The organism is Lentzea californiensis (genome assembly GCF_024648825.1).
Lineage (GTDB): Bacteria > Actinomycetota > Actinomycetes > Mycobacteriales > Pseudonocardiaceae > Lentzea > Lentzea californiensis.
In genome coordinates, this window is sequence record NZ_JANBBE010000011.1 from 101744 (window position 1) to 125201 (window position 23458).

The following is a 23458-nucleotide window of genomic DNA, read 5'->3' on the forward strand; positions in this document are numbered from 1 at the left end:
CGGTCAGCGGCGCTCGCGCGGTTCGCCGTCGCGCTCGACCTCGACGCGTTCCTTGCGGACCTCGCCCTTGACGTCCCTCTGCTCGGTGACGGCGTTCTTCTCCAGCCGGACCCGTTCCGTGGCCTCGGTGCGCTTCTGCACCACGGGTTCCTCGCGGTGCAGCGTGACCTCGGCCTGCTCGTCGGCGAACGCCTTGCCCGGCTGGCCGGTGGCGGGCTCGCGGACGACCCGGACCTCCTCGTGCGTCACGGGGACGGTGATGTTGCGCTGCTCGGTCACCGTGTGCTTGACCAGCCGCACCCGGCCCGCCTCGACGTTGCGGGTACCGACGTCCAGCGTCTCCTCGGACAGCGTGACCTCGGCGCCCTCGTCCCGCCTGCCGTGCCTGGCCGGCTGCTCGCGGTTCTCCATCGCGGCCCGCTTGCGGTCCTGCCTGCCGTCGATCCGGTCGTGGCCACCGGTCTTGGCGTGCGGGATCATCCCGTAGTGCCGGTAGAGCGCCTCCTGCTCCTCGTCCGACATGCGGTTGTCGTCGGTGTGCACGCTGGGCGCGTCCTTCACCTGCTCCTTGGACACGGGCACGGTGATGCCGCCGCCGCCCACTTCGCCCTGCTGGATCGGGACGAAGCTCTGCCGCAGACCGAACAGTCCGGTGTGGACCTCGGCCCACATGGGCTCGCCGGTGCCGTCCTCCAGCCAGATCTGCTTGACCGAGCCGATCTTCTCGCCCCTGTTGTCGATCACGTCGCAGTCGTACAGAGCCTCAACGTGCGTCTGATCGATCATCGTGCCGTCCCTCCGCCTTGGGCCTGGTTGCCTGCAGGCGAAGTACCCACCTTCGCGAGCGGATCGCGGGTCACCCACCGACCGGGTGACCCGCTCCCGCCTGGCAGTTCAGCCGAGTGGGGGACCTAATCGCAGACGGCGCCGCGCGACGCCGAACCGACCAGTTTGGCGTACTTGGCGAGCACACCGCGCTGGTAGCGCGGAGGCAGCGGAGCCCAGCCCTCGCGGCGGCTGTCGAGGTCCGCGTCCACGTCGAGCGTCCCGGAGGCGACGTTCAGCGTGATCTGGTCGCCGTCGCGCACGAACGCGATGGGGCCGCCGTCGACGGCCTCCGGTGCCACGTGCCCCACGCACAGGCCCGTCGTGCCGCCGGAGAACCGGCCGTCGGTGAGCAGCAGGACGTCCTTGCCGAGGCCCGCGCCCTTGATCGCCGCGGTGATCGCGAGCATCTCGCGCATGCCCGGCCCGCCCTTGGGGCCCTCGTAGCGGATGACGACGACGTCGCCCGCGGTGATGGTGCCGTCCTCCAGGGCGTCCATGGCGGCGCGCTCGCGGTCGAACACGCGGGCGGTGCCGGTGAAGACGTCCGAGTCGAAGCCCGCCGACTTGACCACGGCGCCCTCCGGGGCGAGCGAGCCCTTCAGGATCGTGATGCCACCGGTGTGGTGGATGGGCTTGTCGAGCGCGCGCAGCACGAGGCCGTCCGGGTCGGGCGGGTTGATGTCGGCGAGGTTCTCGGCGACCGTGCGGCCGGTGACGGTGAGGCAGTCGCCGTGCAGCAGACCGGCGTCCAGCAGCGCCTTCATCACCACGGGCACGCCGCCGATGCGGTCGACGTCCGTCATGACGTGCCGCCCGAACGGCTTCACGTCGGCCAGGTGCGGCACGCGCGCGCCGATGCGGCTGAAGTCGTCCAGCGACAGTTCGACGCCGGCCTCGTGCGCGATGGCGAGCAGGTGCAGCACCGCGTTGGTGGAGCCGCCGAACGCCATCACGACGGCGATCGCGTTCTCGAACGCCTCGCGCGTCATGATCTGCCGCGCCGTGATGCCCTTGCGGAGCATCTCGACGACGGCCTGCCCGGAGCGGCGCGCGAACCCGTCCCGGCGCCGGTCGGTGGCCGGGGGAGCGGCACTGCCGGGCAGCGACATGCCCAGCGCCTCGGCCGCGCTCGCCATTGTGTTCGCCGTGTACATGCCACCGCACGCGCCCTCGCCGGGGCAGATCGCGCGTTCGATCAGGTCGACGTCCTCACGGCTCATCAGGCCGCGCGAGCAGGCCCCGACGGCCTCGAACGCGTCGATGATCGTGACTTCCTTCTCGGTGCCGTCGGTCAGCGTGACCCGGCCGGGCAGGATCGACCCCGCGTAGAGGAACACGCTGGCCAGGTCGAGCCGTGCCGCCGCCATCAGCATGCCGGGCAACGACTTGTCGCACCCCGCGAGCAGCACCGAGCCGTCGAGGCGCTCGGCCATCATGACGGTCTCGACGCTGTCGGCGATCACCTCGCGGGAGACCAGCGAGAAGTGCATGCCCTCGTGGCCCATCGAGATGCCGTCCGACACGGAGATCGTGCCGAACTCCATCGGGTAGCCGCCGGCAGCGTGCACGCCGTCCTTCGACGCCTTCGCGAGCCGGTCCAGCGAAAGGTTGCACGGCGTGATCTCGTTCCACGACGAGGCCACGCCGATCTGCGGCTTCTCCCAGTCCTCGTCCCCCATGCCGACGGCCCGGAGCATGCCGCGCGCGGCGGTGCGCTCCAGGCCGTCGGTCACGTCGCGGCTGCGTGGCTTCACGTCCGGTGTATCGGTCATGAGCGCACGCTAGTCGCTCTTACGAGGGGTTGGCTGCGTGAGTCAGCGTCTCCCAGGCGATGAACAGGTTGTCGGTCCCGTGTGGACGCTTCGACTCCGTGTAGATCTTGGTGTTCGCCATCGCGATGCCCAGCCGGGTGTTGAGCGCGTTGTAGCTGACCTCAGGCGTCGGCCCGAGCTCACGGCTGTAGGAACCGCCGCACAGCCACGACGGCACGGGCTCGCCGTTCTGGTACTTGGAGTGCAGGCCCCACGCGTGCCGCATGCGGTCCTTGATCTCGCCCCAGATGTCCTGGCCCTGGTGCCGCGCCGTCTCCGCGAGGTGCGAGGCGGCGGAGAGCCCGTAGGCCGTGTGGGCGAAGTCCCGGCAGGTCTCCTGGGTGAGGCCGTCGACGAACGTGGACTGGTTGTGCCAGTAGGAGACGATCTCGGCCCTGGTGTCGATGCCGCTGCCCGGCGGCGTCTTCGGCAGTGCCCCGTCGGTGGTCAGGTAGATGAACGCCTGGATGCGCGTCCGGAAGATGCCGATGGCCTTGTCGTAGGCCGCGCGGTCCTCCAGGAAGACGGCGATGCCGATCGACGCCTCCATCATGCTGAGTTCCCAGTTGCCGTTGGTGTTCGCGCGGCCGTTCTGGATCTCGGGCAGGTAGACGGTGCGCAGCATGGTGCCGAACCGGGCGCTGTTGGGCCACGTGCCGTAGACGTGCTTCATGATCTCGGCGGCCTTGGGCCAGCTGCTGGCCGACCACGCGGTCTGCAGCGGGGCGTTCGAGTTGGTGTGGTCGCGGATGGTGGCGGACCAGGCGTCCATGATCTGGATCGCCTTGGTCGCGTACCTGGCGTCGCGGGTGACGTACCAGGCCAGCGACAGCGTGTAGGCGGCGAGCGCGTCCTCGCGTTCGTCGGTGCAGCCGTTGTTGGGATTGCTGACGGGGCCGCACTCCACGACCGCCCGCGGTTTCGGCGTGCGGTTCAGGTCGGCGTACTTCGACGCCATCATGCGGTCGTAGGCGGTCTTCCACGGCTGGGCGCCGGCCAGGACCTTGGTGCGCATGAAGTCCAGCTGTGGCCGGGAGACCACGACTCCCGGGTGGACGAACGTCGCCGGTGCCGCCTGAGCGGTGACCGGGACCAGAAGGGATGCCAGCAGGGCGATCAAGACCGTGCAGGAACGGGTGACCATGAGGTCAGTGTTAGTGGTCTATACCTTTCGGGTCAATCATTCCGGAACGAGGTTCACGGTGGTGAACGACCCCAAGCCGCACAACGGAAATCCCCCGGTGCGCGGGAGGTGCACCGGGGAATCTCGCCTGTCTGAACTACGAGGTCAGAACGTCACTCGCGGCACTTCTTGCCGGTGTTGACGCAGTTGACGAGGCGGTTCATGATCTTCTGTGACATCACGTTCGCGAAGTCGTCGTGGTCGGTGAGCGGGTTGTGCTCCTCCTCCGGGAAGGAGTCGACCAGGTAGCGACCTTCCTTCTGGACGTCGAGCGGGATGTTGTAGGTCAGCGAGATGCGCAGCTGCGGAACGGCCTTGAAGCCCTGCTTGCACTTGCCGTTCTGGTCGGGGAACACGATGTGGTCGCGGTGGTTCGCGGAGTCGATGTTCTTGCCGTCCCAGCAGCTCGGGAAGTCGTGCACGCGCTTGACCTTCGCGCCCTGCGGGCAGATCGGGTACTTGTCCATCAGGACCTTGTCCTCGAAGCCCGTGCAGGTCCAGGACGCCTTGGCGTTCTTCGGGCCGTTCTGGCCGGCCTTGGCGTCACCGTAGAGAACGCGGAGGAACTTCGGCATCGCGACGACCTTGCCGGTCGGGCTGCCGCGGAACTGGAGGTCGACGACGGCGGGGCGCTGGATCTCGCCCTCGTTGCCCTCGAGCTCGTTGTTCGCGTTCTCCTCGGGGTTGTTCTGGTTCTTCTTGTCCTCGGTGCCCTCGGCCTGGGCGGCCTCGGCGTTCTCGCCGCCGTTGTCGAGGCCTTCCTCGCCCGCGGCCTTGTCCTTCACCGCACAGGCGGCGGCCGGGTTCAGGTCGGGAGCCTGCTGGCCCTGGCGGCTGAACGCCAGCATCATCCGGTTCAGGATGGCGGCGCGCTTCTCGCGCGTCGGGCCGACGATGATGTTGTCGCGGTCCTGGGCCTTGACCTGCTCGAGCCTCTTCTCGGCCTCGGCGGTCACCTTCTCGATGTTCTCGAGCTCGCGGTCGATCTCAGCCTGGGCCGCGTCCGGCACGTCCTCGGGCAGCAGCGACGCGACGTCGGGGCACTCGAGCTGGGCCGCTTCCTTGGCCGCCTTGTCCTTGTCCTGCTGGGCCTTGTCGTCCTTCTTCGGCGGGGCCTGCTCCGCGGGCGGTGCGGCCTCCGCCGGCTCCTCGTCGGTGATGCGGACGACCGGCCAGAAGTAGGCGGACTTGTCGCCGTTCTTGCAGGTGGTGCCCGCCGCCTGCAGCGACTTGTTGTTGGAGTCCGCGTTCGTCGAGAGGTTGCCGACGTAGTCGTGCAGGTGCTGTGCACCGTTGCGGACGCCAGGCTGCGCGATGAAGTTGTCCGGGTTGAAGTGCGCGTTCTCGTTCCGGCCGCAGTCGACGGTGAACGTGCCTGTGGTGGCGTCGTTCTCCGGCTTCGGTTTCTTGACGTTCGGCTTCACCTTGGTGATGTCGACGAACAAGCTCTTGTCCGGACCGTCGGCGAGCGCGGCGCCATCAGAAGAACTGATGGCCACCACCGCGGCACCGCCCGCGACCACGGCCATCGCCGCAGCGGCGGCGGTGAGCCAGATCGTGGATTTCCTCCGGTGAATAGCCATTTGCCACCTCGTGGTAGTCCGATAAATCGGCATGGTGAAGCTGACGGCGGTTAGGGGCCGCTGTCTTCGGGATGAATCTGGGTGTGCTGTTTTAGGTCAGTACGAACGAGATTTCCGCCGTGACTTCTTCGATCGGGATATCATTCGCATCCCCACCAGCGCGAGCGCGAGCACTCCGATGGCGCCGAAGAAGACACCGTTGTTGTCCCCGAACACACCTTGCTCGGCGGTGCGGGTGAACCTGGTGCCCTCCGGCACGGTCGGGATCACGCCGTCGGTCGGGTTGGCCGACTGCTCGGCCGCCGGGTCACCCGTCTGTTCCGGAGTTCCGGAGTCGTTCGCGGGCGGGGGCGGTGCGAGCGGTTGTGGCGATTCCAGTCCGGCGAAGTCGACGCGACCGGTCTCCTCGAGCACCTTCATGTGGTCGAAGACGGTGATCATCGCTTGCGTGGAAAGGATGCGGATGAGCTCGTTCTTGGTGCCGGCCCTGATCTGCGCGGCGTAGGCGTAGACCTTGCCGTGCGCCGCACGGAGCCGGTTGGCGAAGACGGCGTCGAACTCGTCACCGTTCGCCGCGTCCATCTCGGCGAGAAAGCCCTTCTGCTCGTCCGAGGCCTCGGTGGGCAACGTGTGGCCGAGCAGGACGCCCGCCCGGTTCACCACGTTGTCCAGCAGCGTGTGCCCCTCGATGAGGTGCTTGCAGGCCTCTTGGATCTTGGGCTGGTCGGCCCGCTTGGCCTTGCCCTTCTCGCCCGCGGGCTTCTCCCACAACCCGGCCTGCTTGACGCGGTTCATGAAATCCCGGTCAGCCGGTCCAAGGGGCCCCCACTGCGTCTGGACGACCTCGTCGCCCTTGCCGCCGCTGTCGGGCGGCGGCGTGGAGATGGGGGTGGACGGCGTGGAGGGCTGCCCGGCAGCGGTTCCGGTGTTCAGGAGCACCGCCAGCGCACAGCCTGCCAGCGCGACCATCAGTCGCGTCGGCTTCGCCAGATCCATGGGGAGTCGCACGAACGGGAATACGGCCAGGAATGGGAAGCCGCCTCAGTTCGAGACGTCGCCGTTACCGAAACGTTATCGAAGTGGCCGCAACCCCCGCGAGGTTCTGCTCCGAATGCGCGTCATAAGGTCGTGAGCATGAGCAAGCGTTTTGTGGCGTTGGGGGACTCGTTCACCGAGGGTGTGGGCGACGAAGACGCTGGTCGACCGAACGGTGTGCGGGGCTGGGCGGACCGCGTCGCCGAGGTGCTGGGGGCGGCGGACCCCGAGTTCGCCTACGCCAACCTCGCCGTGCGCGGCCGGCTGCTGCCGCAGGTGCTGGGCGAGCAGCTCGAGCGCGCCCTGGAGATGGGGCCGGACCTGGTTTCGCTCTACGCGGGCGGCAACGACCTCATGCGACCCAAGGTGGACATCGACGCGCTGATGCGCCGTTACCGCGCGGCCGTCGCGCGCCTGGCCCACGCGGGCGCGCGCGTGATCCTCTTCACCGGCGTCGACGGTGGTGACGACCCGGTGTTCCGCAAGATGCGTGGTCGCGTGGCCATCTACAACGAGCACGTGCGCGCGATCGCCGCCGAGCACTCGTGCGTGCTGGGCGACATGTGGAACATGCGTCAGCTGCGCGACCGCCGCATGTGGTCGCCGGATCGGCTGCACCTCAACTCGGCCGGGCACGCCGAGGTCGCGATCGCCGTCCTGGACGCTCTCGGTGTTCCGCACCCGCTGCAGCGGACCGTGCTGGGCGTGGCCCCGCTGGTCGACCGCCGCGTCCGGCGCGCGGAGGACTGGAAGTGGGCCCGCGAGCACGTCGTGCCGTGGGTGATGCGCCGGGTGCGCGGCGAGTCGTCCGGTGACGTGATCCGGCCGCGCCGTCCGGAACTGCTGCCGCCGTCGTAGGTAGAACGTGTTCCTTGATGCGGTTGCTCATAACGAGGTGACCGCGCTTTGGTGACGGATCTCGCGGCGATTGTTTGCATGTAGAACGCGTTCTAGAAGTTGCGTGGACCTGGATTGATGCAGAGCCCTAGCGTCAGTGCGCATGCGTCGCAGGACCGCACTGATCGCACTGACGATCTGCGCGTTGATCGCCGGATGCGGGAGCAGGCTCACCGACGAGCAACGCGCAGCGCTCGTCGTGCCGCAGGGAGGGTCGGCCGGCACTCAGGAAGGTGCGGTGACCGGCGAGGACGGCGCGGTGCCCGAAGGCACCGCGCAGCAGCCGGGCGCCGCGAACCCGCAAGAGGCCGACAAGAAGCCGAACCCGCCCGGCAGCATCGCGGGCGGCTGCCAGGGCACCGGCGGCGCCACGGACAAGGGCGTCACGGCCGGCGAGATCACGATCGCCAACATCTCCGACATCAGCGGCCCGGTGCCCGGCATCTTCCAGTCGGCCCAGCAGGCCACCAAGGCGTTCGTCGAGTACTTCAACGCCACCCAGGGCTCGGTCTGCGGGCGCAAGCTCAAGCTCGTCTCGTTCGACTCCCGCACCGACAGCGGCGGCGACCAGCAGGCCACCTCCCAGGCCTGCGAGCAGGCCTTCGCGCTGGTCGGCTCGATGTCGGCGTTCGACCAGGGCGGCGGACCCGCGGCCGCCGGCTGCGGAATCCCCGACCTGCGGGCCTCGACCGTCACCGCACAACGCCAGCGCACGCCCGTGAGCTTCGGTGTGGCGTCGAACGTCGTGAACCTCGTGTCGTCGGCCGGACCGGACCTGGTCAAGTCGAGCTTCCCCGGTGGCATCGGTGCGGCGGCCTACCTGTACCTCAACGCCGACGCGAGCGCGCAGAACGCCCGCAGCATGCAGAAGGCGGCCGAGGCGCGCGGGATCAAGTTCGTCTACTCGCAGGCCATCGACATCACCGACGTGAACTACGCGCCGTACGTGGCGAAGCTGAAGGAGACCGGTACCAAGATCGTGTACTGGATCGGCTCGGCCCAGTACGCGGTGCGGCTGCAGCAGGCCATGCGGCAGCAGGGGTACACGCCGGAGGCGTTCATCACCGACCCGTCCGCGTACGACCCGCAGTACATCAAGCAGGGCGGGGCGGCGGTCGACGGGACCGTGGTCTACACGAACGGCGCGTTGTTCGAGGAGTCCAACGCCCAGGTGGCGCTGTACAAGCAGTGGCTGGGGCGGGTGGCGCCCGGTGCCGCGCCCTCGTACTTCGGGATGTTCGCCTGGGCCGCCGCCCGGCTGTTCGTGACCACGGCGGCGAAGGTCGGGCCGCAGCTCACCCGCAAGGCGATGGTCGAGGCGGTGCGCGGGGTGCACGACTTCACCGCCGAGGGGATGGTCGCGCCGCAGGACGTCGGCGGGAAGAGGACTTCGGCCTGCATGACGCTGGTGCGGTTGAAGGGCGGGACGTGGAGCCGGTTGGCGCCCGCGTCGGGGTACTCGTGCGGGTCGTTGATCGACACGGGGGTGGGCGGATGACCGCTCTTCTCGCCTACACCATCTTCGGCCTGGTCACCGGCGGCGCGTACGCCGTCGTCGCCGGCGGGCTCGTGCTGACCTACAGCACCTCCAAGGTCTTCAACGTCGGCCACGGCGCGATCGGCATGGTCATGGCGTTCCTCTACTGGGAGCTCGCCGAGAACCGCGGGCTGCCGCAGTGGCTCGCGCTGCTGCTCGTGGTCGGTGTGTGCGCGCCGCTGTTCGGGCTGGTGGTTGAGCGGTTCGTCATGCGGCGGCTCGCGGGTGCGCCGGTCGGGATCACGCTGGTGGCCGGGGTCGGGTTGCTGGTCGGGCTGATCGGGGTGGCGCAGGTCCTCTGGCCGCCGCAGGCGCGTCCGGTGCGGCCGTTCCTCGACCAGCTCGGCGTCCACATCGGACAGTCGTTCGTCAGCGGGCACGACCTGGTGACGCTGGCCTGCGCGGTGCTCGTCGCGGGCGGGCTGTACGTGCTGCTGAACCGGACGCGGACCGGGCTCGCGATGCGGGCCTGCGTCGACGCGCCGGAGCTGGCCGCGCTTTACGGGACGCGACCGGCCAGGTTGTCGGCGCTGAGCTGGGCGATCGGGTCGGCGCTGGCGGCGCTGGGCGGGATCCTGCTGACACCGGTCGTGCAGCTCGACTACGTGACGATGACGTTGCTCGTGATCACCGCGTACACGGCCGCGCTGGTGGGGCGGTTGCGGAGTCTGCCGTGGACGTTCGCCGGCGCGCTCGGGCTCGGGCTGGTGCAGTCGTACGCGGTGGCGTACCTGCCGTCGTCGCCGTTCTGGATCTCCTTCCGGGCGGCGATCCCGGCGCTGCTGCTGTTCGTGGTGCTGCTGGCGATGCCGCAGTCGCCGCTGCGGATCGGTGGTGTGCGGGGCTCGCGCGGGGTGGCCGTGCCGAACGCGCTGACGACCGGTGTGGGTGCCGGGCTGTTCGCGGGGGTGGTCGTCGCGCTGGCGTTGCTGGTCGACTCGGTGGTGGCCGGACAGCTCGCGCTGGCACTGGTGTTCGGGATCGTGCTGCTGTCGATGGTCCTGCTCACCGGGTACGGCGGTGTGGTGTCGCTGGGGCAGTTCACGTTCGTCGGCGTGGGTGCGGTGACGGTGGCGCGGCTCGGCAGTCCGTCGCCGGTGACGTTGCTGATCGGGGCCGGCGTCGCGGCGGTGGTCGGGGCGCTGATCGCGTTGACGGCGCTGCGGGTCAGCGGGCTCTACCTGGCGCTGGCGACGCTGGGGTTCGCGCAGCTCATGGACAAGCTCGTGCTGCAGTCGCCCATCGCCTTCGGCGTGCGGGGCAGTCTGCAGGTGCCGAGGCTCGTCGAGTCGGCCTCCGCCCAGCTGCTGCTGGCCGCGGCCGTCTTCGCCCTGGTCGGCGTCGGCGTGCTGGCCGTCCGGCGAGGACGGCTCGGGCGGCGGATGATCGCGGTCAAGGACAGCTCGGCGGCGTGCGCGACGCTCGGGCTGAACGTGCGCTGGATCCGGGTCTGGGTGTTCTCCCTGTCGGCGGCCATCGCGGGACTGGCGGGCGGGTTGTTCGCGCAGCTGAGGGAGACCGTCGCGGCGAGCGACTTCCAGCTGTTCAACAACCTGCCGCTGCTGCTGTTCGCGGTGATCGCGGGCGTGACGTCGGTGTCGGGTGCGCTGCTCGGCGGGGTCCTGCTGATGCTGCTCCCCGTGCTGCAGAGCGGTTTCCCGGCGTTCGCGGGAGTGGCGGTCGTGCTGCTCGGGGTGGCGGCGGCAGGGCTCGCGCGTGAGCCCAACGGGCTGGTCGGCTGGGGTTTCCGGGCCTGGACCTGGCGGCGCGCATGAGCACGTTGCGGGTGGAGGGCGTGACGGTCCGCTTCGGCGAGGTGACCGCGGTCGACGACGTGTCCCTGACCGTCGAGCCCGGCGTCACCGGGCTGATCGGACCCAACGGCGCGGGCAAGACGACGTTGTTCGACGTGATCAGCGGACTGCGCAAGCCGACGGCCGGGCGGGTGCTGCTCGGCGACGAGGACATCACCACCAGGGGACCGCACCAGCGGTCGAGGCTGGGCGTCGCGCGGACGTTCCAGCGGCTGGAGGTCTTCGGGTCGCTGACGGTCTGGGAGAACGTCGTGGTGGCGCTGGAAAGCCGCCGCCGCCCCGCGAAGCTGGCCCGGGAGCTGCTGGAACGGGTGGGGATCGCGGAGTTCGCGGGCAACCAGGCAGACACCGTCCCGACCGGTGCCGCGCGCCTGCTGGAACTGGCTCGCGCGCTCGCCACCGATCCACGCCTCCTGCTGCTGGACGAACCGTCCTCCGGCCTCGACCGGGCGGAGACCGACGAGTTCGGTGAGCTGCTGCGGCAACTGAGCGCGGAGGGTCGCTCGGTCGTGCTGGTCGAGCACGACATGGACCTCGTGATGGGTTACTGCGACCACGTGCACGTGCTGAACCTGGGACGGCTGCTGGTCTCCGGCACGCCGGACGTCGTCCGCGCGCACGACGGTGTCCGGGAGGCGTACCTCGGATGATCGACCTCAAGGACGTCCACGCCGGCTACGGCCGGATCGAGGTGCTGCGCGGGGTGTCGCTGAACGTGCCGCGCGGCACCGTCACCGCGTTGCTCGGCCCGAACGGCGCCGGCAAGTCCACCCTGGTCAAAGTCCTCAGTGGACAGATCAGGGCCACCTCCGGCCACGTCCACCTGGGCGGCGTGCACGTCAACGACGCCGCGCCCGACGAGCTCGCCCGCGCCGGCCTGTGCACGGTCCCGGAGGGCCGCGCGATCTTCCCGAACCTGACCGTGGCGGAGAACCTGAGGCTGATGCGCGGCGACGCCGAGCTGGTCTACCGGCGGTTCCCGAAGCTCAAGGCGCGGCACGGGCAGCTCGCGGGCTCGATGTCCGGTGGCGAGCAGCAGATGCTCGCGTTCTCCCGCGCGTTGATCACCGACCCGGCCGTGCTCGTGATCGACGAGCTCTCGATGGGCCTCGCCCCGGTGATCGTCGCCGAGCTGTACGAGGTCGTGGGGGAGCTGGCGCGGTCCGGCGTCACGATGCTGATCGTCGAGCAGTTCGCCGAGACCGCCTCCGCCGTCGCCGACCAGGTCGTCGTGATGACGCACGGCGAGATCTCCGCGGACGACGACCTGGCCACCGTCTACTTCGGAGGGACGTCATGAGGTACGCGCTCGTCCTGCTGCTCCTCCTGCTGTCCCCGGCACCCGCGAAGGCGGACATCGGCGGGTTCACGCTGACCGCCCACGCCGCGCCGGTGTCCGTGCTGCTGCACACCGACCTGATCCCGGTGCCGGCCGAACCGCAGGGTGAAGTGCACCTGTCCTACACCCAGACGGAACTGGGCTCCGGCCCGATCGGCCGGTCGGTCGCCAGTTCGCTGTGGCCGGGCGCGGCCGTCGGCACCGGCCTGCCGCAGCTGCTCGGTTTCGCCTACCCGGTGCAGGCCAACGCGGCACACCCCGGTGGTCCGGCGGACGAGTCGAAGCCGGGCATGAAAGCCGCCGCCGGAGCCGCGAAGGCCGAGTCCTACGCGGGGGCGAAGCAGGAGGTGCCGTTCCTGCTCACCGCGGACGGGCTGTCGTCGAGCAGCGTCAGTTCGGCGGGCGCGTCCGAGGCCCGCTCGACCGCCGTCACGTCCGCGCAGACGATCTCACTGCTGGCGGGCCTGGTCGTGCTGTCGGGCGTGAAGTTCGAGTCCGTCGCCGTGAGCGACGGCAGCAAGGGGAGCGGCACGAGCACGTTCTCGATCGCCGAGTTCACCGTGCTGGGCCAGAAGTTCCCGGTCAAGGCCCCGGACGCGCCACCGGACGGGCTACTGAAGGCGTTGGAACCGCTGGGGGTCACCCTCACCTGGCCCACCGCCGCGACGAAGCTCGAAGGCACGGCGGCCACGTCCTCCAGCCGCGGCCTCACCCTGACCGTCGACGTGCTGGCGTTGCGCACCAGGCTCGGCCTCGGCGGCATCCTGGACGGCGTCCTGGCCCCGTTGCTGCCCAAGGAACTCGTGCCGCTGCTCAACCCGCTGCGCAAAATGGTGGTGGTCGTCGGCGACACCGAGGCCGTCGCAAACGCTTCCGCATCAACGTCGTCGACACCGCCGGACGCACCGGCGCCGGTCGTGCCAGTGCTGCCACCCGCCACCGACACCCCGCCACCGGCGCTGGGTTCGCCTCCGGCCGCGGGCGTGACCCCACCGTCGAAGCCGGTCACGCCGGTCGCCTCCGCCCGCACCGGGCCCCGTTCGCTGCTCGACTTCCCCGGAGTGCCGGCACTGCTGGTGCTCACCGGTCTCGGGGTCGCGGCGGCCGGAGCGTTCGGCATGAAGTCGTTCGGCACCTTCCTGCTGGGCGGCGCCCCCTGTCCCTCCGGGCACCCGACCGGTGTCCCCGACCTCCGCAACGGGTGAGCGATGACGATCCAGGACCGGCGCCGCGCACGGATGCGCAGCGGACTCGGGCTCGTGGGCACGATGCTGATGACCGCGGGCATCGCGGCGATCCTGTTCGCCTGGTGGGGCGTCGCGCACACCGGCTACACGTTCGAGCAGATCCCGTACGTCGTGTCGGGCGGGATCCTCGGCGTCGGGCTGATCGGGGTCGGCGGGTTCCTCTACTTCGGGTCGTGGCTGACGAAGCTCGTGGAGGAACAGCGGCAGACGACCTACGCGCTGTTGCAACTGCTGGAGGAGCGCGACCGCTCTAGCGTGCCGTGAGGGCGTAGGCGGGCAGCGGCACGTTGCCGCTCTTGCGCGAGGTCTGCCGCAGCAGTTCCTTGGCCAAGCCCTCCGGTGCTTCCCGCAACGCGATGGCGATCTCCCAGTCGGCGTCCTGCAACGCGCTGGTGTCCACGTCGGACACCCGCTCGACCACCCAGCCGGCCCGGCCGAGGGCGGCGAGCACCGTCGCACGGGTGAGCGGCGCGCGGATGTTGCCGTCGGTCTCACCCATGCGGTCCTGGGCGAGCACGGCCAGCAGGTGCGGAACCTGCCGGGGGTCTGCCGGTTCCGGGTCCCACTCGGCGAAGCAGAGCCGGGAGCCGAGCTCGCGAGCCTTCCCCAACGTCCGTTCGAGACGGTCGGCCGAGGCGAAGTACCAGGAGCAGTGGGCGAGCACGACGAGGTCGTAACCGGTTCCGACGTCGTCGGTGAGCACGTCCGTCTCGTAGCGCATGTCGATGCGCGAACCGAGCGGTCCGTCGAGCAGATGTCGCGCGGACTGGCCCACGGTGACCGGTGCGCCGTAGTCTCTTGGCGCGACATCGGTACCGACCACTGTCCCGTCCGGACCTGCGCGGTCCGCGAGCACAGCGGTCATGTCGCCTTGCCCGCACCCGATCTCCAGCACCCTGGCGCCCTCGGGGACCTGCCAGGTTTCGGCCAGTTCGAGACGGTATCCGGTCTGCGTGACCTGGATGTCCGAATCGTGTGCCGAAGCGGCCATGAGCGAGGCGATCTCTCGAGCGTTCATCGCGTCGCAGCGTAAGAGAGCGTTCTCATCACCGCATCTGATTAGCGGTGTTCACACCCTTGAACCATTGGTTTAGACCAGTTAACGTGCCCTCCATCACGTACCCCTGCACGTGAACGGAGCACCATGAAGAAATTTCGCTGGCAGATCCTGACCCTAGGTCTGGCGCTGGCCACCGTGGTCGGAGGCGTTGTCGCCGCGCCCGCGAGTGGCGCGTCGGGCGTGACGGCGGCGTTCACCAAGACCTCGGACTGGGGCAGCGGCTACGAGGCCAAGTACACGGTCTCCAACAGCGGCGGGTCCGCGCTCACGTCGTGGACCGTCGAGTTCACGCTGCCGGGCGGGCAGTCGATCGCGTCGCTGTGGGACGGCAGCTACGGGGCGAACGGTCAGAACATCACCGTCCGCAACACCTGGAACGGCAGCGTGCCCGTCGGCGGCTCGGTGAGCTTCGGCTTCACCGTCAAGGGCTCCGGCGGAACCCCGTCCGGTTGCAAGGTCAACGGCGGTTCGTGCGACGGCACCGGCAACCCGCCGACCACGACCACCACCACCACGACGTCGAACCCGCCGTTGCCCGGCACCGGCCGCGGCGCGCCCTACCTGTACCTGGGCTGGGGCAACCCGCAGAGCGCCACGCAGGTCATGAGCCAGACCGGCGTCAAGTGGTTCACCCTGGCGTTCGTCCTGTCCAGCGGTGGCTGCACCCCGTCGTGGGACGGCCAGCGCCCGCTGACCGGTGGCGCCGACCAGCAGGCGATCAACGCCATCCGCGCGGCCGGCGGTGACATCGTGCCGTCGTTCGGTGGCTGGAGCGGCAACAAGCTGGGCCCGAACTGCTCGACCCCCGAGGCACTGGCCGGCGCGTACCAGCAGGTCATCAACGCCTACGGGCTCAAGGCCATCGACATCGACATCGAGAACACCGACGAGTTCGAGAACACCGTCGTGGCCGACCGGATCATCACCGCCCTGCGGATCGTCAAGCAGAACAACCCGGGCATCCAGACGATCGTCACCTTCGGCACCTCGACCACCGGCCCGAACTTCTACGGCGCCCGGCTGATCGACCAGGCCAAGGCGCTGAACGCGAACATCGACGTGTTCACGATCATGCCGTTCGACTTCAACAGCTCCAACATCCGCCAGGACACGATCAACGCGGCCACGGGGCTGAAGAACAAGCTCAAGTCGACCTTCGGCTGGAGCGACGCCGAGGCGTTCAAGCACGTCGGCATCTCGGGCATGAACGGCCTGTCGGACCATCGCGAGCTGACCACGGCCGACGACTGGACCGCGATCCGCGACTGGTCGAAGTCCAACGGCCTCGGGCGACTGGCCTTCTGGTCGGTCAACCGCGACCGCGGTGGCTGCGACGGCCAGGTGTCCGCGAGCTGCTCCGGCATCCCGCAGTCCGAGCTGGAGTTCACGAAGATCACCGCCGGCTTCTAGCCGACTACGGGCCGTCAGCGCCATTTAATCGGTGGCGCTGGCGGCCTAGTCTTGTCCTATGCGACGACGACATTGATCTTCAACTGATCTGACCCGAACCGCGACGGCGTGGGCGTGGTGTTCGCACCTCATCCCGATCTACGCGCTGTACGCGTTGCTCTTCGCCGACAGCGGGCTGTCGGACGCCTCCATCTCGGTGCTGCTCGCGATCTGGTCGCTGACCTCGGTCGTGTTCGAGGTGCCGTCGGGCGCGCTCGCGGACCGCTTCTCGCGGCGGGGCTGCCTGGTCGCCTCCGGTGTGCTGCAGGCCTTCGGGTACGCGGCCTGGGTGCTGTTCCCGTCGTTCTGGGGATTCGCGGCCGGCTTCGTGCTGTGGGGCCTGGGCGGCACGCTGCAGTCCGGTGCCTTCGAGGCCCTGCTCTACGACGGGCTGGCGGCCAACGGCGACGAGAACCGGTACGGACGGCTCAACGCCCGCGTCGACACCATCGAGCTGATCGCCCAGGTTCCTGTCGCGGTCGTCGCCACGGCGTTGTTCTCGTTCGGTGGCTACGAGCTGGCCGGTTGGGCATCGGTCGCGATGTGCCTCGCGTCGTCGGTGATCGCGCTGCGGTTCCCGGAACCGGAACGCGACGACGAGGACGACGACGAACTCGGATACCTCGCGACGCTGAAGACCGGCCTGCGCGCGTCCGTGCCGATCAAACGCGCCGTGCTCGCGGTGGCTCTGGTGTACTCGATCGACGCGTTCGAGGAGTACTTCACGCTGCTGGCGCAGGACTGGAGCGTGCCGACGGTGTGGGTCCCGATGGCGACGATAGGCGTGCCGTTGACGGGTGCCGCCGGTGCCTCGCTCGCCGGCCGGTTGCCGTTCCGCGGCTGGGTGCTGTTCGCCTCGGGTGCGACGCTGATCGCGGCGGCACTGCTGGCCGTGCCGCTCGCGATCATCCTCTTGGGACTGTTCTACGGCCTGTACCGGTTCGTGCTGGTGCACGTGGAGACCGAGCTGCAGCACCGGATCGAGTCCGACGCCCGTGCCACGGTTACCTCCGTGGCCGCGATCGGTTCGGAGTTCGTGGCGTTCGCGGTCTACGGACTGTGGGTGCTGGGCTCGGCCTTCGCCATCGGCGTGATGGTCCTGGTGGTGGCGCTGGTGATCTGGCGCCGATAAGACGATTTCAGTGAGGAAGCGCGCGCATCGGGCGGCGTTCGTCGTTGGTCTCGCGGTAGTCCTCGATCGCGAGCGCCACGTCGAACGCCGTCCGCGTCTTCTCCAGCGCGGGCAGGTAGTGCACGCCGCGGGCCAGCGCGTCGAGGTCGACGCTGAAGTACACGCCCATCAACGGGTTCACGAACAGCTCGCTGCCCTCGGTGCGCCTGGTGAACTGCACGTTCCCGAACTCGCCCCTGAGCGAGGCCGCGATCTGGCCGTTCACGATGCTCGGCGACAACGGTGTCGCGTCCTGCGCCTGCTGGACGGCGGTCGTGTAGGCGCGGGCCTCAAAGCTGTCCGACGGGATCGACAGCGCGCCGAGGTACGCCCCCTGCCTGTCCAGCGCCGCCAGGTTCTCCAGCACGTGCGCGTGGCACACGCCGTGGTGCGCGTCGATGCCGAACCCCAGGCTGGTCACGACCTTCACCACGCCGTCGATGCCCGCGGCCGCGGCGAGGCTCGTCATGTCCTCGGTCGGCGTGCCGAGGTGCTGTTCGTCGCCGCGCAGCAGGATGTCCGTGCCGCCGTCGACGAGCACGACCGCGTCGACGGAGTGCTTCTCGATGATCGTGCGGTACGCCCGGCGCAACGGCCGCACGCCCGTGCGCGGGAACGCGTAGACGGTGTCGCCGAGGAACCGCGCGAGCTCGCGTTCGGGGAAGTACACGTCCTCGCCGGAGGTCTCCGGTGCGACGGCGGCGAGCCCGGGCTCGAGCCACGCGTCGAGGTCGAGGCGCTCCAGGTCGCTGAAGCTGAGGCTGGCGTAGTGCACCCGCTTGCCCTGCTCGCGCAGCGCGACGCCGAGCGGGATGCCCGCGAACACGTCGAAGCCGCCGCCCGCCCCGGCGATCAGGACGTTCCGTGCTTCGTGGAGCCTGGCGAAGAGCGGCGGTGTGGCAAGGCTGAACACACCGCCGACCATAGCTCTTCGACGTCCGCGGGACCGCTGACTTTCACCAGCAGGCGGTCGGGTGCGCAGGCCAGGCCCTCGTCCAGGTCCTCGGCGAGCACGCCGATCCTGGGGTGCGCCGCCTGGTCGCGGTACCGGCCGACGTGCTCGGTCCGGCCGGCGAACACGAACAGTCCGTCGTCGTGCTCCGCCGCCAGATCGGCGATCTCGGGCGAACGCGTGCAGGCGTGCCAGACGTAGGGCCTGCCCGGCCACGAGGATCTGAACGCGGCGTAGTGCTCGATCGTCAGCGGCACGCTGTACTCGATCTCCCGGCCGAACCAGCCGAACACCTTCGCGGTGTTGCCCCGCCCGAGCACCAGATCGGTCCTGCCGGGGGCGAGGAGGGCGAGCGTCGCGTACTCGGCGGCGAGCCGGGCGGGGTCGTTCGTGGTGATCAGCGTGGTGGCGGTGGAGAGCCGCAGGGTCGTCCTCGCCGCGATGTGCGCCAGGAGCGTGGCGGGAGAGGACGAGTTGTAGGGCGGGTTGTGGTGCTCGCCGACCGCGAAGACGTCGAAACCCGCTTCGTCGGCCGCGACCGCCAGCGCGACCATCCCGGCCGGTTCGAGGTCACCCGCCGTGAACACGCCGATCTGCACGGCGTCCAGTGTCCTCCAGGAACTCCGCGAAGGTGCGCAGGCCGGGGTGCAGAGCGCGCAGGGCCTCGATGTCGACGTCCGGTTCGGCGCCGCTGGTGAACACCTTCCGCAGCTCCGGATCGTCCACCTGGAACTGTTCGTACTCCAGGCCCATCAGCCCGGCGATCTCCACGGGCGTCAGCAGGTCCCCGGCGAGCGTCAGCGACGAGCCGATGAACCGGGCGGGATCGGCGAGGACCCGCGCGGCGATCGCGCCGATGTCGTCCACCGCGACCAGGTGGTAGCGGACCGACGGGTGCAGCAGGTGGGTGAGCTTGGGCAGGCCGGGCGCGTACAGGCCGTCCATGAACGTCGTCGGCCGCAGCACGGTCGCGGGCAGGCCGATGTCCGCGATGTGCCGCTCGACCTCCCACTTGCTGTCGAACGACGCGACGCCGGTCTCCTCGACGGCCTGCACCAGCGACGCGTACACGAGGTGCGCGACGCCGGCGGCCAGCGCGGCGTCGGCGACGTTGCGACCCCACCGGGTCTCCACGGCGGGGGAGTAGCCCCGCGGCGCTCGGGGGTCGTGCGGCGCGGGCTGCACGCTGAACACCGCGTCGGCACCGGAGAAGGCCCGCGCGAGCGACTCCGGCGAGTCCTGGTCGGCCACCGTGCCGCCGGGGACCCCGGGGTCGCGGGTCACCGCGCGGACGTCCCAGCCCGCCGCGACGAGGTGCCGGGCGACGGCACCGCCCTGCTTGCCGGTCGCTCCGAGCACCGCCGCGATCATTCTGCCCCCAGAAGGTTTTCTACAGGACTATCACGAATCCGGGGCGCGGTGCCGCCACCTGGCCGATTCCATCAGCCCGGGCGTAACGCCAGGATCTTCCGAACAGATCACACTGCACAAGCTGGACACCTGCGGAGGCCACCGTGCTAGTCGTACAGATCTTCCTGCCGCTGGCACTGGGCCTGGTGATGTTCGGACTCGGACTCACGCTCACCACCGACGACTTCGCCAGGGTCGCCAAGTACCCCAAGGCCGCGGTCATCGCGCTGGTCTGCCAGGTGATCATCCTGCCCGCGATCTGCCTCGGGCTCGTGCTCGCGTTCGGGCTCAAGGGCGTGCTCGCGGTCGGCATGATGCTGCTCGTCGCGTCGCCGGGCGGCACGTCGGCGAACCTCTTCAGCCACCTCGCCGGCGGGGACGTGGCCCTCAACATCACGCTCACCGCGATCAACTCGGTGCTCGCGGTGTTCACGCTGCCGTTGGTCGTCGGCCTGAGCATGGCGCACTTCATGGCGGACAACGCCGAGGTCGGGCTGCAGCCGGCGAAGTTCGTGCAGGTGTTCGCGATCGTCCTGGTGCCGGTGGTGATCGGCATGCTGGTGCGCCGCAGGTTCGAGGCCTGGGCGCTGCGCATGAACGACCCGGTGCGCATCGCGTCCGTCGTGGTGCTGGTGCTCGTCATCATCGCCGCGATCGCGCAGGCCTACCAGCAGCTGATCGACAACATCGCGACGCTCGGCCCGGTGGCGTTGCTGCTGAGCATCTTCAGCCTGCTGATCGGCTACTACGTGCCCAAGGCGTTCCACGTCGAACGCAAGCAGGCGATCGCCAGCGCGATGGAGATCGGCATCCACAACGCCACGATCGCGATCACGCTGGCGCTGACCGTGCTCAACGACGAGACGATGGCGATCCCGCCCGCCGTGTACGGCGTGCTGATGTACCTGCCGGCCGCGGTGGCGGCACGGTTGTTGGCGCGGAACAAAGCCGTGGTCTAAAGCGGTTGCGGCGCGGGCTAGGTTGATCGTGACATGCGTTCAACCACAACCCTTTTGATGGCGGCCGTACTCGTTGCCGCAACCGCCGTTCCCGCCCACGCCGCGGGAACCGTCCGCACTGACACCGGATTCGTGTCAGGAACCACCGCCGAGGCCCTGCGCACGTTCCAGGGCATCCCGTTCGCCGCCCCGCCGACCGGGGAGAACCGCTGGCGCGATCCGCAGCCCGCGAAGCCCTGGCAGGGCGTTCGGAAAGCAGACAGGCCCGGTCCTCGCTGCGAGTCCGGCGAAGACTGCCTGTACCTCAACGTCACAACGCCGGTGAAAGCAGCGAACCGCCCGGTCCTGGTGTGGATCCACGGCGGCAGCTTCACCAGCGGCGCCGGGTCCGACTACGGCGCAGACCAGTTGGCGCGCAACGGTTCCGTCGTCGTCACGATCAACTACCGCCTCGGCGCGTTCGGGTACTTCGGCTTCCCGGGACTCGCCGGATCGGGCGCGTTCGGCCTGCGCGACCAGCAGGCCGCGCTCGAATGGGTCCAGCGCAACATCCGGCAGTTCGGCGGCGACCCGCACAACGTCACGCTGTTCGGAGCGTCGGCGGGCGGCCTGTCGACGTGCGCGCAGCTGACCACGCCGAGGACGCGCGGCCTGTTCCACCGGGCGATCATCCAAAGTGGACCCTGCCAGTTCGCTCTCCCGGCCGGGGAGGACAACGTCCAGCACACCTGGGTCAAGCGCGAAGACGTCGAACGAGCCGGTGCCCAAACGTCGGGCTGCGCTGACGTCGCGTGCCTGCGCCGGCTCACGGTCGAGCAGGTCACCGCGTTGACACCGCAGTTCTCGTCGCCGGCCTACGGCACGGAAGCGTTGCCGGAGAACCCGATCACGGCGCTGCGGGAAGGCCGCTTCCACAAGATCCCGGTGCTCGCGGGCACCACACGCGACGAGTTCTCGGTGTTCGCCGCGATGTTCTACCCACCGCTCGACGCCGCCGGGTACGAACAGGCGTTGGCCGACGGCTTCGGCGCGGCCAAGGCGCAGCGGATCCTGGCCGCCTACCCGCCGCGCGGTGGTGATGAACGAGTGCCGCTCTCCGCGGCGCTCTCGGCGATGACCTCGGCCTGCCCCACCGCCGAGCTGCGTGCGCAGACGCGCGCGTTCGGCTACGAGTTCGCCGAACCCGAGCCGCCGATGATCTTCCCGGGCATGCCGGACTTCCCGTACGGCGCGTACCACGGCTCGGAGCTGCCGTTCCTGATGCGGTACGCCGGTGTCGAGCTCGCCGGGAAGCAGCAGCAGCTCTCCGACGAGATGGTGGGGGCGTGGACCCGGTTCGCGAGGACCGGACATCCCGGCTGGTCACGCCGGGACGTCCGGACCTTCGCGACCGAACAGGTCGCACCGGCGGACCACCGGTGCGACCTCTGGGCTAGTGTCCTGCGCCGGAAATTCGTCATCAAAGTATGAAGGTTGATGAGGGGAGCTTTCATCAACCTCAGGTTTGGGAAAGCTCCCCTCATCAACGTCGCGGGGCCTCAGCCACGCCGTCATCAACTGCACGCGGGGCGCTTTCGTGCGCTCCACGCGCACGAAAGCGCCCCGCGTGCGGCACAAACGGCAGGGACTTCAGCGGCGGACTTCCGGCGTAGGGCACTAGCTGACGGAACCCCGCGGCGCGCGTCCGTGCGACTTGCCGGGCGCGCGCACGCCGTTCACCGTCGAGGTGTCGAACGCGAACGTGATCACCGCGGTGGCGATCGCGTCGGCGTTGACGTCCAGGGCGGTCAGGTTCAGGTTCGACCTGGTGTCGCACGGCTGGTGGTAGCACGGGTCGAACGCGATGCCCGCGGTGCCGCCGTACTTCGCCGCCTGCTCGGCCGACTTCACGTCCTCGGCACCGGTGAACAGACCACCCGCCGGGATGTCGACCGCGATGAACGGCCCGTAGTCCGACCGTCCGGAGAAGTCCGTGTCCTCCGACGGCAGACCCCGGTCGGCGTAGAACTTCTCGAAGACGTCCTCGATCTGCGCCGACCCCGGCGGGATCGGCACGGGCGCCGTACCGCTCGAGTCGTCACCGTCGTAGACGCCGAAGAAGTGGTTCGGCGAGCCGACCATGTCGAAGTTCAGGTACAGCGCGATCTCGTCCTGCCCGGCCTGCGGCAGCGCGGCGACGTAGTGCTCGGACCCGAGCAGGCCCTCCTCCTCGGCACCCCACCAGGCGAAGCGGACCTTCGCGTTGGTCTTGACGCCCTTCAGGTGGATCGCGGTCTCCAGCAACGCCGCCGTGCCGCTGCCGTTGTCGTTGATGCCGGGCCCGTCCTGCACGCTGTCGAGGTGCGCGCCGGCCATGACGACGTTGTTCGCGTCGCCGTCACGGGACTCGGCGAACACGTTCCACGTCTTGCGCGTCTCCTCGGTGAAGTCGACCTTCACCCGGACCGTTGTGTTCGGCGAGAGCAGGACGAGCTCCGCGCCGACGGCGTAGGTCGCGAACACCACGGGGATCGCGAGGCCCGGGGTGGGGCCGACCGGTGTGGTCAGGCCGGTGCGGCCGGGCTGTCCCTCGTTGAACAGGACGACCGCGGCCGCACCCGCGGCCTGCGCGTTCAACGCCTTGACGTTGAACCCGCACGAGCCGCGCTGCAGCAGGGCGATGCGGCCGGGGGTGAACCCGGCGAAGTCGGCGGCCTCGCAGCCGCTGGTGCTCGTGTTCTCCACAGGGGCGGGCGGGACGACCACGTCGACGGGCTGGACGACGCCGGTGACGTCCCCCTCGAACGTCGGCGTGAACCCGTTGCGGGTGAACTCGCTGTCCCGCTGGAAGATCCGCGGGACCGGCGCGACGCGGTCGAGCCGTGAGTCGTCCTCCACGTACGGGAAGTCGAACTCCTGCACGCTCGGCAGGTAGCCGGCCGCGGTCAGCTGGGAGACCACGTAGTTCACCGACGCCTGGTATCCAGGACGTCCGGCCGCGCGGTCGCCGTGGGTGTCCGCGATGGACTGGAACGCGTCGAGATGCCGCAGGACGCCGTTCAGCGTGACGGCCTTGGTGAGCTTCGCAGGGGAGTTGTTGGTGGGATCGGCGAGTGCCCGTCCGGTCACGGCCAGTGGTAGAACCAGGGCCAGGACCGCGAACAGCGCCAAGCGCCGAGGACGTTGGACCATCGGTATGCCTCC

21 protein-coding genes are annotated in these 23458 nt (G+C 69.5%); 11 read left to right on the top strand and 10 right to left on the bottom strand.

Annotated features, from left to right (window positions below):
- Positions 1-3: 3 nt before the first annotated feature.
- The 5 genes from LX88_RS32415 to LX88_RS32435 all read right to left on the bottom strand — a co-directional run bounded on the left by LX88_RS32415 (position 4) and on the right by LX88_RS32435 (position 6401).
- A complete protein-coding gene (locus LX88_RS32415; RefSeq protein WP_258951584.1) occupies positions 4-786 on the bottom strand; it encodes a DUF2382 domain-containing protein in 783 nt (260 codons plus the stop codon).
- A gap of 125 nt (positions 787-911) precedes the next feature.
- The gene (ilvD, locus tag LX88_RS32420) at positions 912-2600 is read right to left on the bottom strand and encodes a dihydroxy-acid dehydratase (RefSeq protein WP_258951585.1); all 1689 of its coding nucleotides are present in this window, start codon (positions 2598-2600) and stop codon (positions 912-914) included.
- Between the two features lie 19 nt (positions 2601-2619).
- Positions 2620-3783 (bottom strand): alginate lyase family protein, encoded by a 1164-nt coding sequence (locus LX88_RS32425; protein WP_258951586.1) that lies wholly within the window; start codon positions 3781-3783, stop codon positions 2620-2622.
- Positions 3784-3935: 152 nt separating this feature from the next.
- Positions 3936-5405, bottom strand: coding sequence for a DUF1996 domain-containing protein (locus tag LX88_RS32430; protein WP_258951587.1), 1470 nt, complete (start codon positions 5403-5405; stop codon positions 3936-3938).
- 96 nt (positions 5406-5501) lie between these two features.
- Complete coding sequence (locus tag LX88_RS32435) at positions 5502-6401, bottom strand: DUF4142 domain-containing protein (protein WP_258951588.1); 900 nt, start codon at positions 6399-6401, stop codon at positions 5502-5504.
- Positions 6402-6539: 138 nt separating this feature from the next.
- Here LX88_RS32435 and LX88_RS32440 point away from each other — a divergent pair, with 138 nt between their 5' ends.
- The 7 genes from LX88_RS32440 to LX88_RS32470 all read left to right on the top strand — a co-directional run bounded on the left by LX88_RS32440 (position 6540) and on the right by LX88_RS32470 (position 13538).
- The gene (locus LX88_RS32440; RefSeq protein ID WP_258951589.1) at positions 6540-7298 is read left to right on the top strand and encodes an SGNH/GDSL hydrolase family protein; all 759 of its coding nucleotides are present in this window, start codon (positions 6540-6542) and stop codon (positions 7296-7298) included.
- Between the two features lie 142 nt (positions 7299-7440).
- Positions 7441-8835: an ABC transporter substrate-binding protein gene (locus LX88_RS32445; protein ID WP_258951590.1), complete on the top strand. Its 1395-nt coding sequence runs from the start codon at positions 7441-7443 to the stop codon at positions 8833-8835.
- Complete coding sequence (locus LX88_RS32450; protein WP_258951591.1) at positions 8832-10649, top strand: ABC transporter permease; 1818 nt, start codon at positions 8832-8834, stop codon at positions 10647-10649. The genes LX88_RS32445 and LX88_RS32450 overlap by 4 nt, the downstream gene beginning before the upstream one ends.
- Entirely contained in the window at positions 10646-11338 is a 693-nt protein-coding gene (locus tag LX88_RS32455) for an ABC transporter ATP-binding protein (protein ID WP_258951592.1), read from the top strand. The genes LX88_RS32450 and LX88_RS32455 overlap by 4 nt, the downstream gene beginning before the upstream one ends.
- Positions 11335-11988: an ABC transporter ATP-binding protein gene (locus LX88_RS32460; protein ID WP_258951593.1), complete on the top strand. Its 654-nt coding sequence runs from the start codon at positions 11335-11337 to the stop codon at positions 11986-11988. The genes LX88_RS32455 and LX88_RS32460 overlap by 4 nt, the downstream gene beginning before the upstream one ends.
- Positions 11985-13232 carry a choice-of-anchor P family protein gene (locus tag LX88_RS32465; protein WP_258951594.1) on the top strand — a complete coding sequence of 416 codons (1248 nt, stop codon included), beginning with the start codon at positions 11985-11987 and terminating at the stop codon, positions 13230-13232. The genes LX88_RS32460 and LX88_RS32465 overlap by 4 nt, the downstream gene beginning before the upstream one ends.
- 3 nt (positions 13233-13235) lie before the next feature.
- Entirely contained in the window at positions 13236-13538 is a 303-nt protein-coding gene (locus LX88_RS32470; protein ID WP_258951595.1) for a hypothetical protein, read from the top strand.
- Here LX88_RS32470 and LX88_RS32475 read toward each other — a convergent pair.
- On the bottom strand, positions 13525-14292 hold the full coding sequence (locus LX88_RS32475) for a hypothetical protein (RefSeq protein ID WP_258951596.1): 768 nt from the start codon (positions 14290-14292) through the stop codon (positions 13525-13527). The two genes, LX88_RS32470 and LX88_RS32475, sit on opposite strands and share 14 nt — an antisense overlap.
- A gap of 126 nt (positions 14293-14418) precedes the next feature.
- Here LX88_RS32475 and LX88_RS32480 point away from each other — a divergent pair, with 126 nt between their 5' ends.
- On the top strand, positions 14419-15744 hold the full coding sequence (locus tag LX88_RS32480) for a cellulose binding domain-containing protein (RefSeq protein ID WP_258951597.1): 1326 nt from the start codon (positions 14419-14421) through the stop codon (positions 15742-15744).
- A gap of 154 nt (positions 15745-15898) precedes the next feature.
- Positions 15899-16915 (top strand): MFS transporter, encoded by a 1017-nt coding sequence (locus LX88_RS32485; RefSeq protein WP_258951598.1) that lies wholly within the window; start codon positions 15899-15901, stop codon positions 16913-16915.
- A 7-nt stretch (positions 16916-16922) separates the two neighbouring features.
- Here LX88_RS32485 and LX88_RS32490 read toward each other — a convergent pair whose 3' ends face one another.
- The 3 genes from LX88_RS32490 to LX88_RS32500 are packed head-to-tail and all read right to left on the bottom strand — an operon-like array spanning position 16923 to position 19265.
- The gene (locus LX88_RS32490; protein ID WP_258951599.1) at positions 16923-17867 is read right to left on the bottom strand and encodes a DUF1152 domain-containing protein; all 945 of its coding nucleotides are present in this window, start codon (positions 17865-17867) and stop codon (positions 16923-16925) included.
- A complete protein-coding gene (locus LX88_RS32495) occupies positions 17807-18505 on the bottom strand; it encodes an LLM class flavin-dependent oxidoreductase (RefSeq protein ID WP_258951600.1) in 699 nt (232 codons plus the stop codon). Before LX88_RS32495 ends, LX88_RS32490 begins: the two co-directional genes overlap by 61 nt.
- Positions 18477-19265, bottom strand: coding sequence for an NmrA family NAD(P)-binding protein (locus tag LX88_RS32500; protein WP_258951601.1), 789 nt, complete (start codon positions 19263-19265; stop codon positions 18477-18479). The genes LX88_RS32495 and LX88_RS32500 overlap by 29 nt, the downstream gene beginning before the upstream one ends.
- A gap of 155 nt (positions 19266-19420) precedes the next feature.
- Between LX88_RS32500 and LX88_RS32505 the strand changes: the two genes are divergently transcribed.
- A complete protein-coding gene (locus LX88_RS32505) occupies positions 19421-20275 on the top strand; it encodes a bile acid:sodium symporter family protein (protein ID WP_258951602.1) in 855 nt (284 codons plus the stop codon).
- Between the two features lie 57 nt (positions 20276-20332).
- The gene (locus tag LX88_RS32510; protein WP_258951603.1) at positions 20333-21745 is read left to right on the top strand and encodes a carboxylesterase/lipase family protein; all 1413 of its coding nucleotides are present in this window, start codon (positions 20333-20335) and stop codon (positions 21743-21745) included.
- Between the two features lie 186 nt (positions 21746-21931).
- On the opposite strand, the gene LX88_RS32515 is transcribed toward LX88_RS32510, so the two are convergent.
- Positions 21932-23446, bottom strand: coding sequence for a M28 family metallopeptidase (locus tag LX88_RS32515; protein WP_258951604.1), 1515 nt, complete (start codon positions 23444-23446; stop codon positions 21932-21934).
- Positions 23447-23458 lie beyond the last annotated feature (12 nt).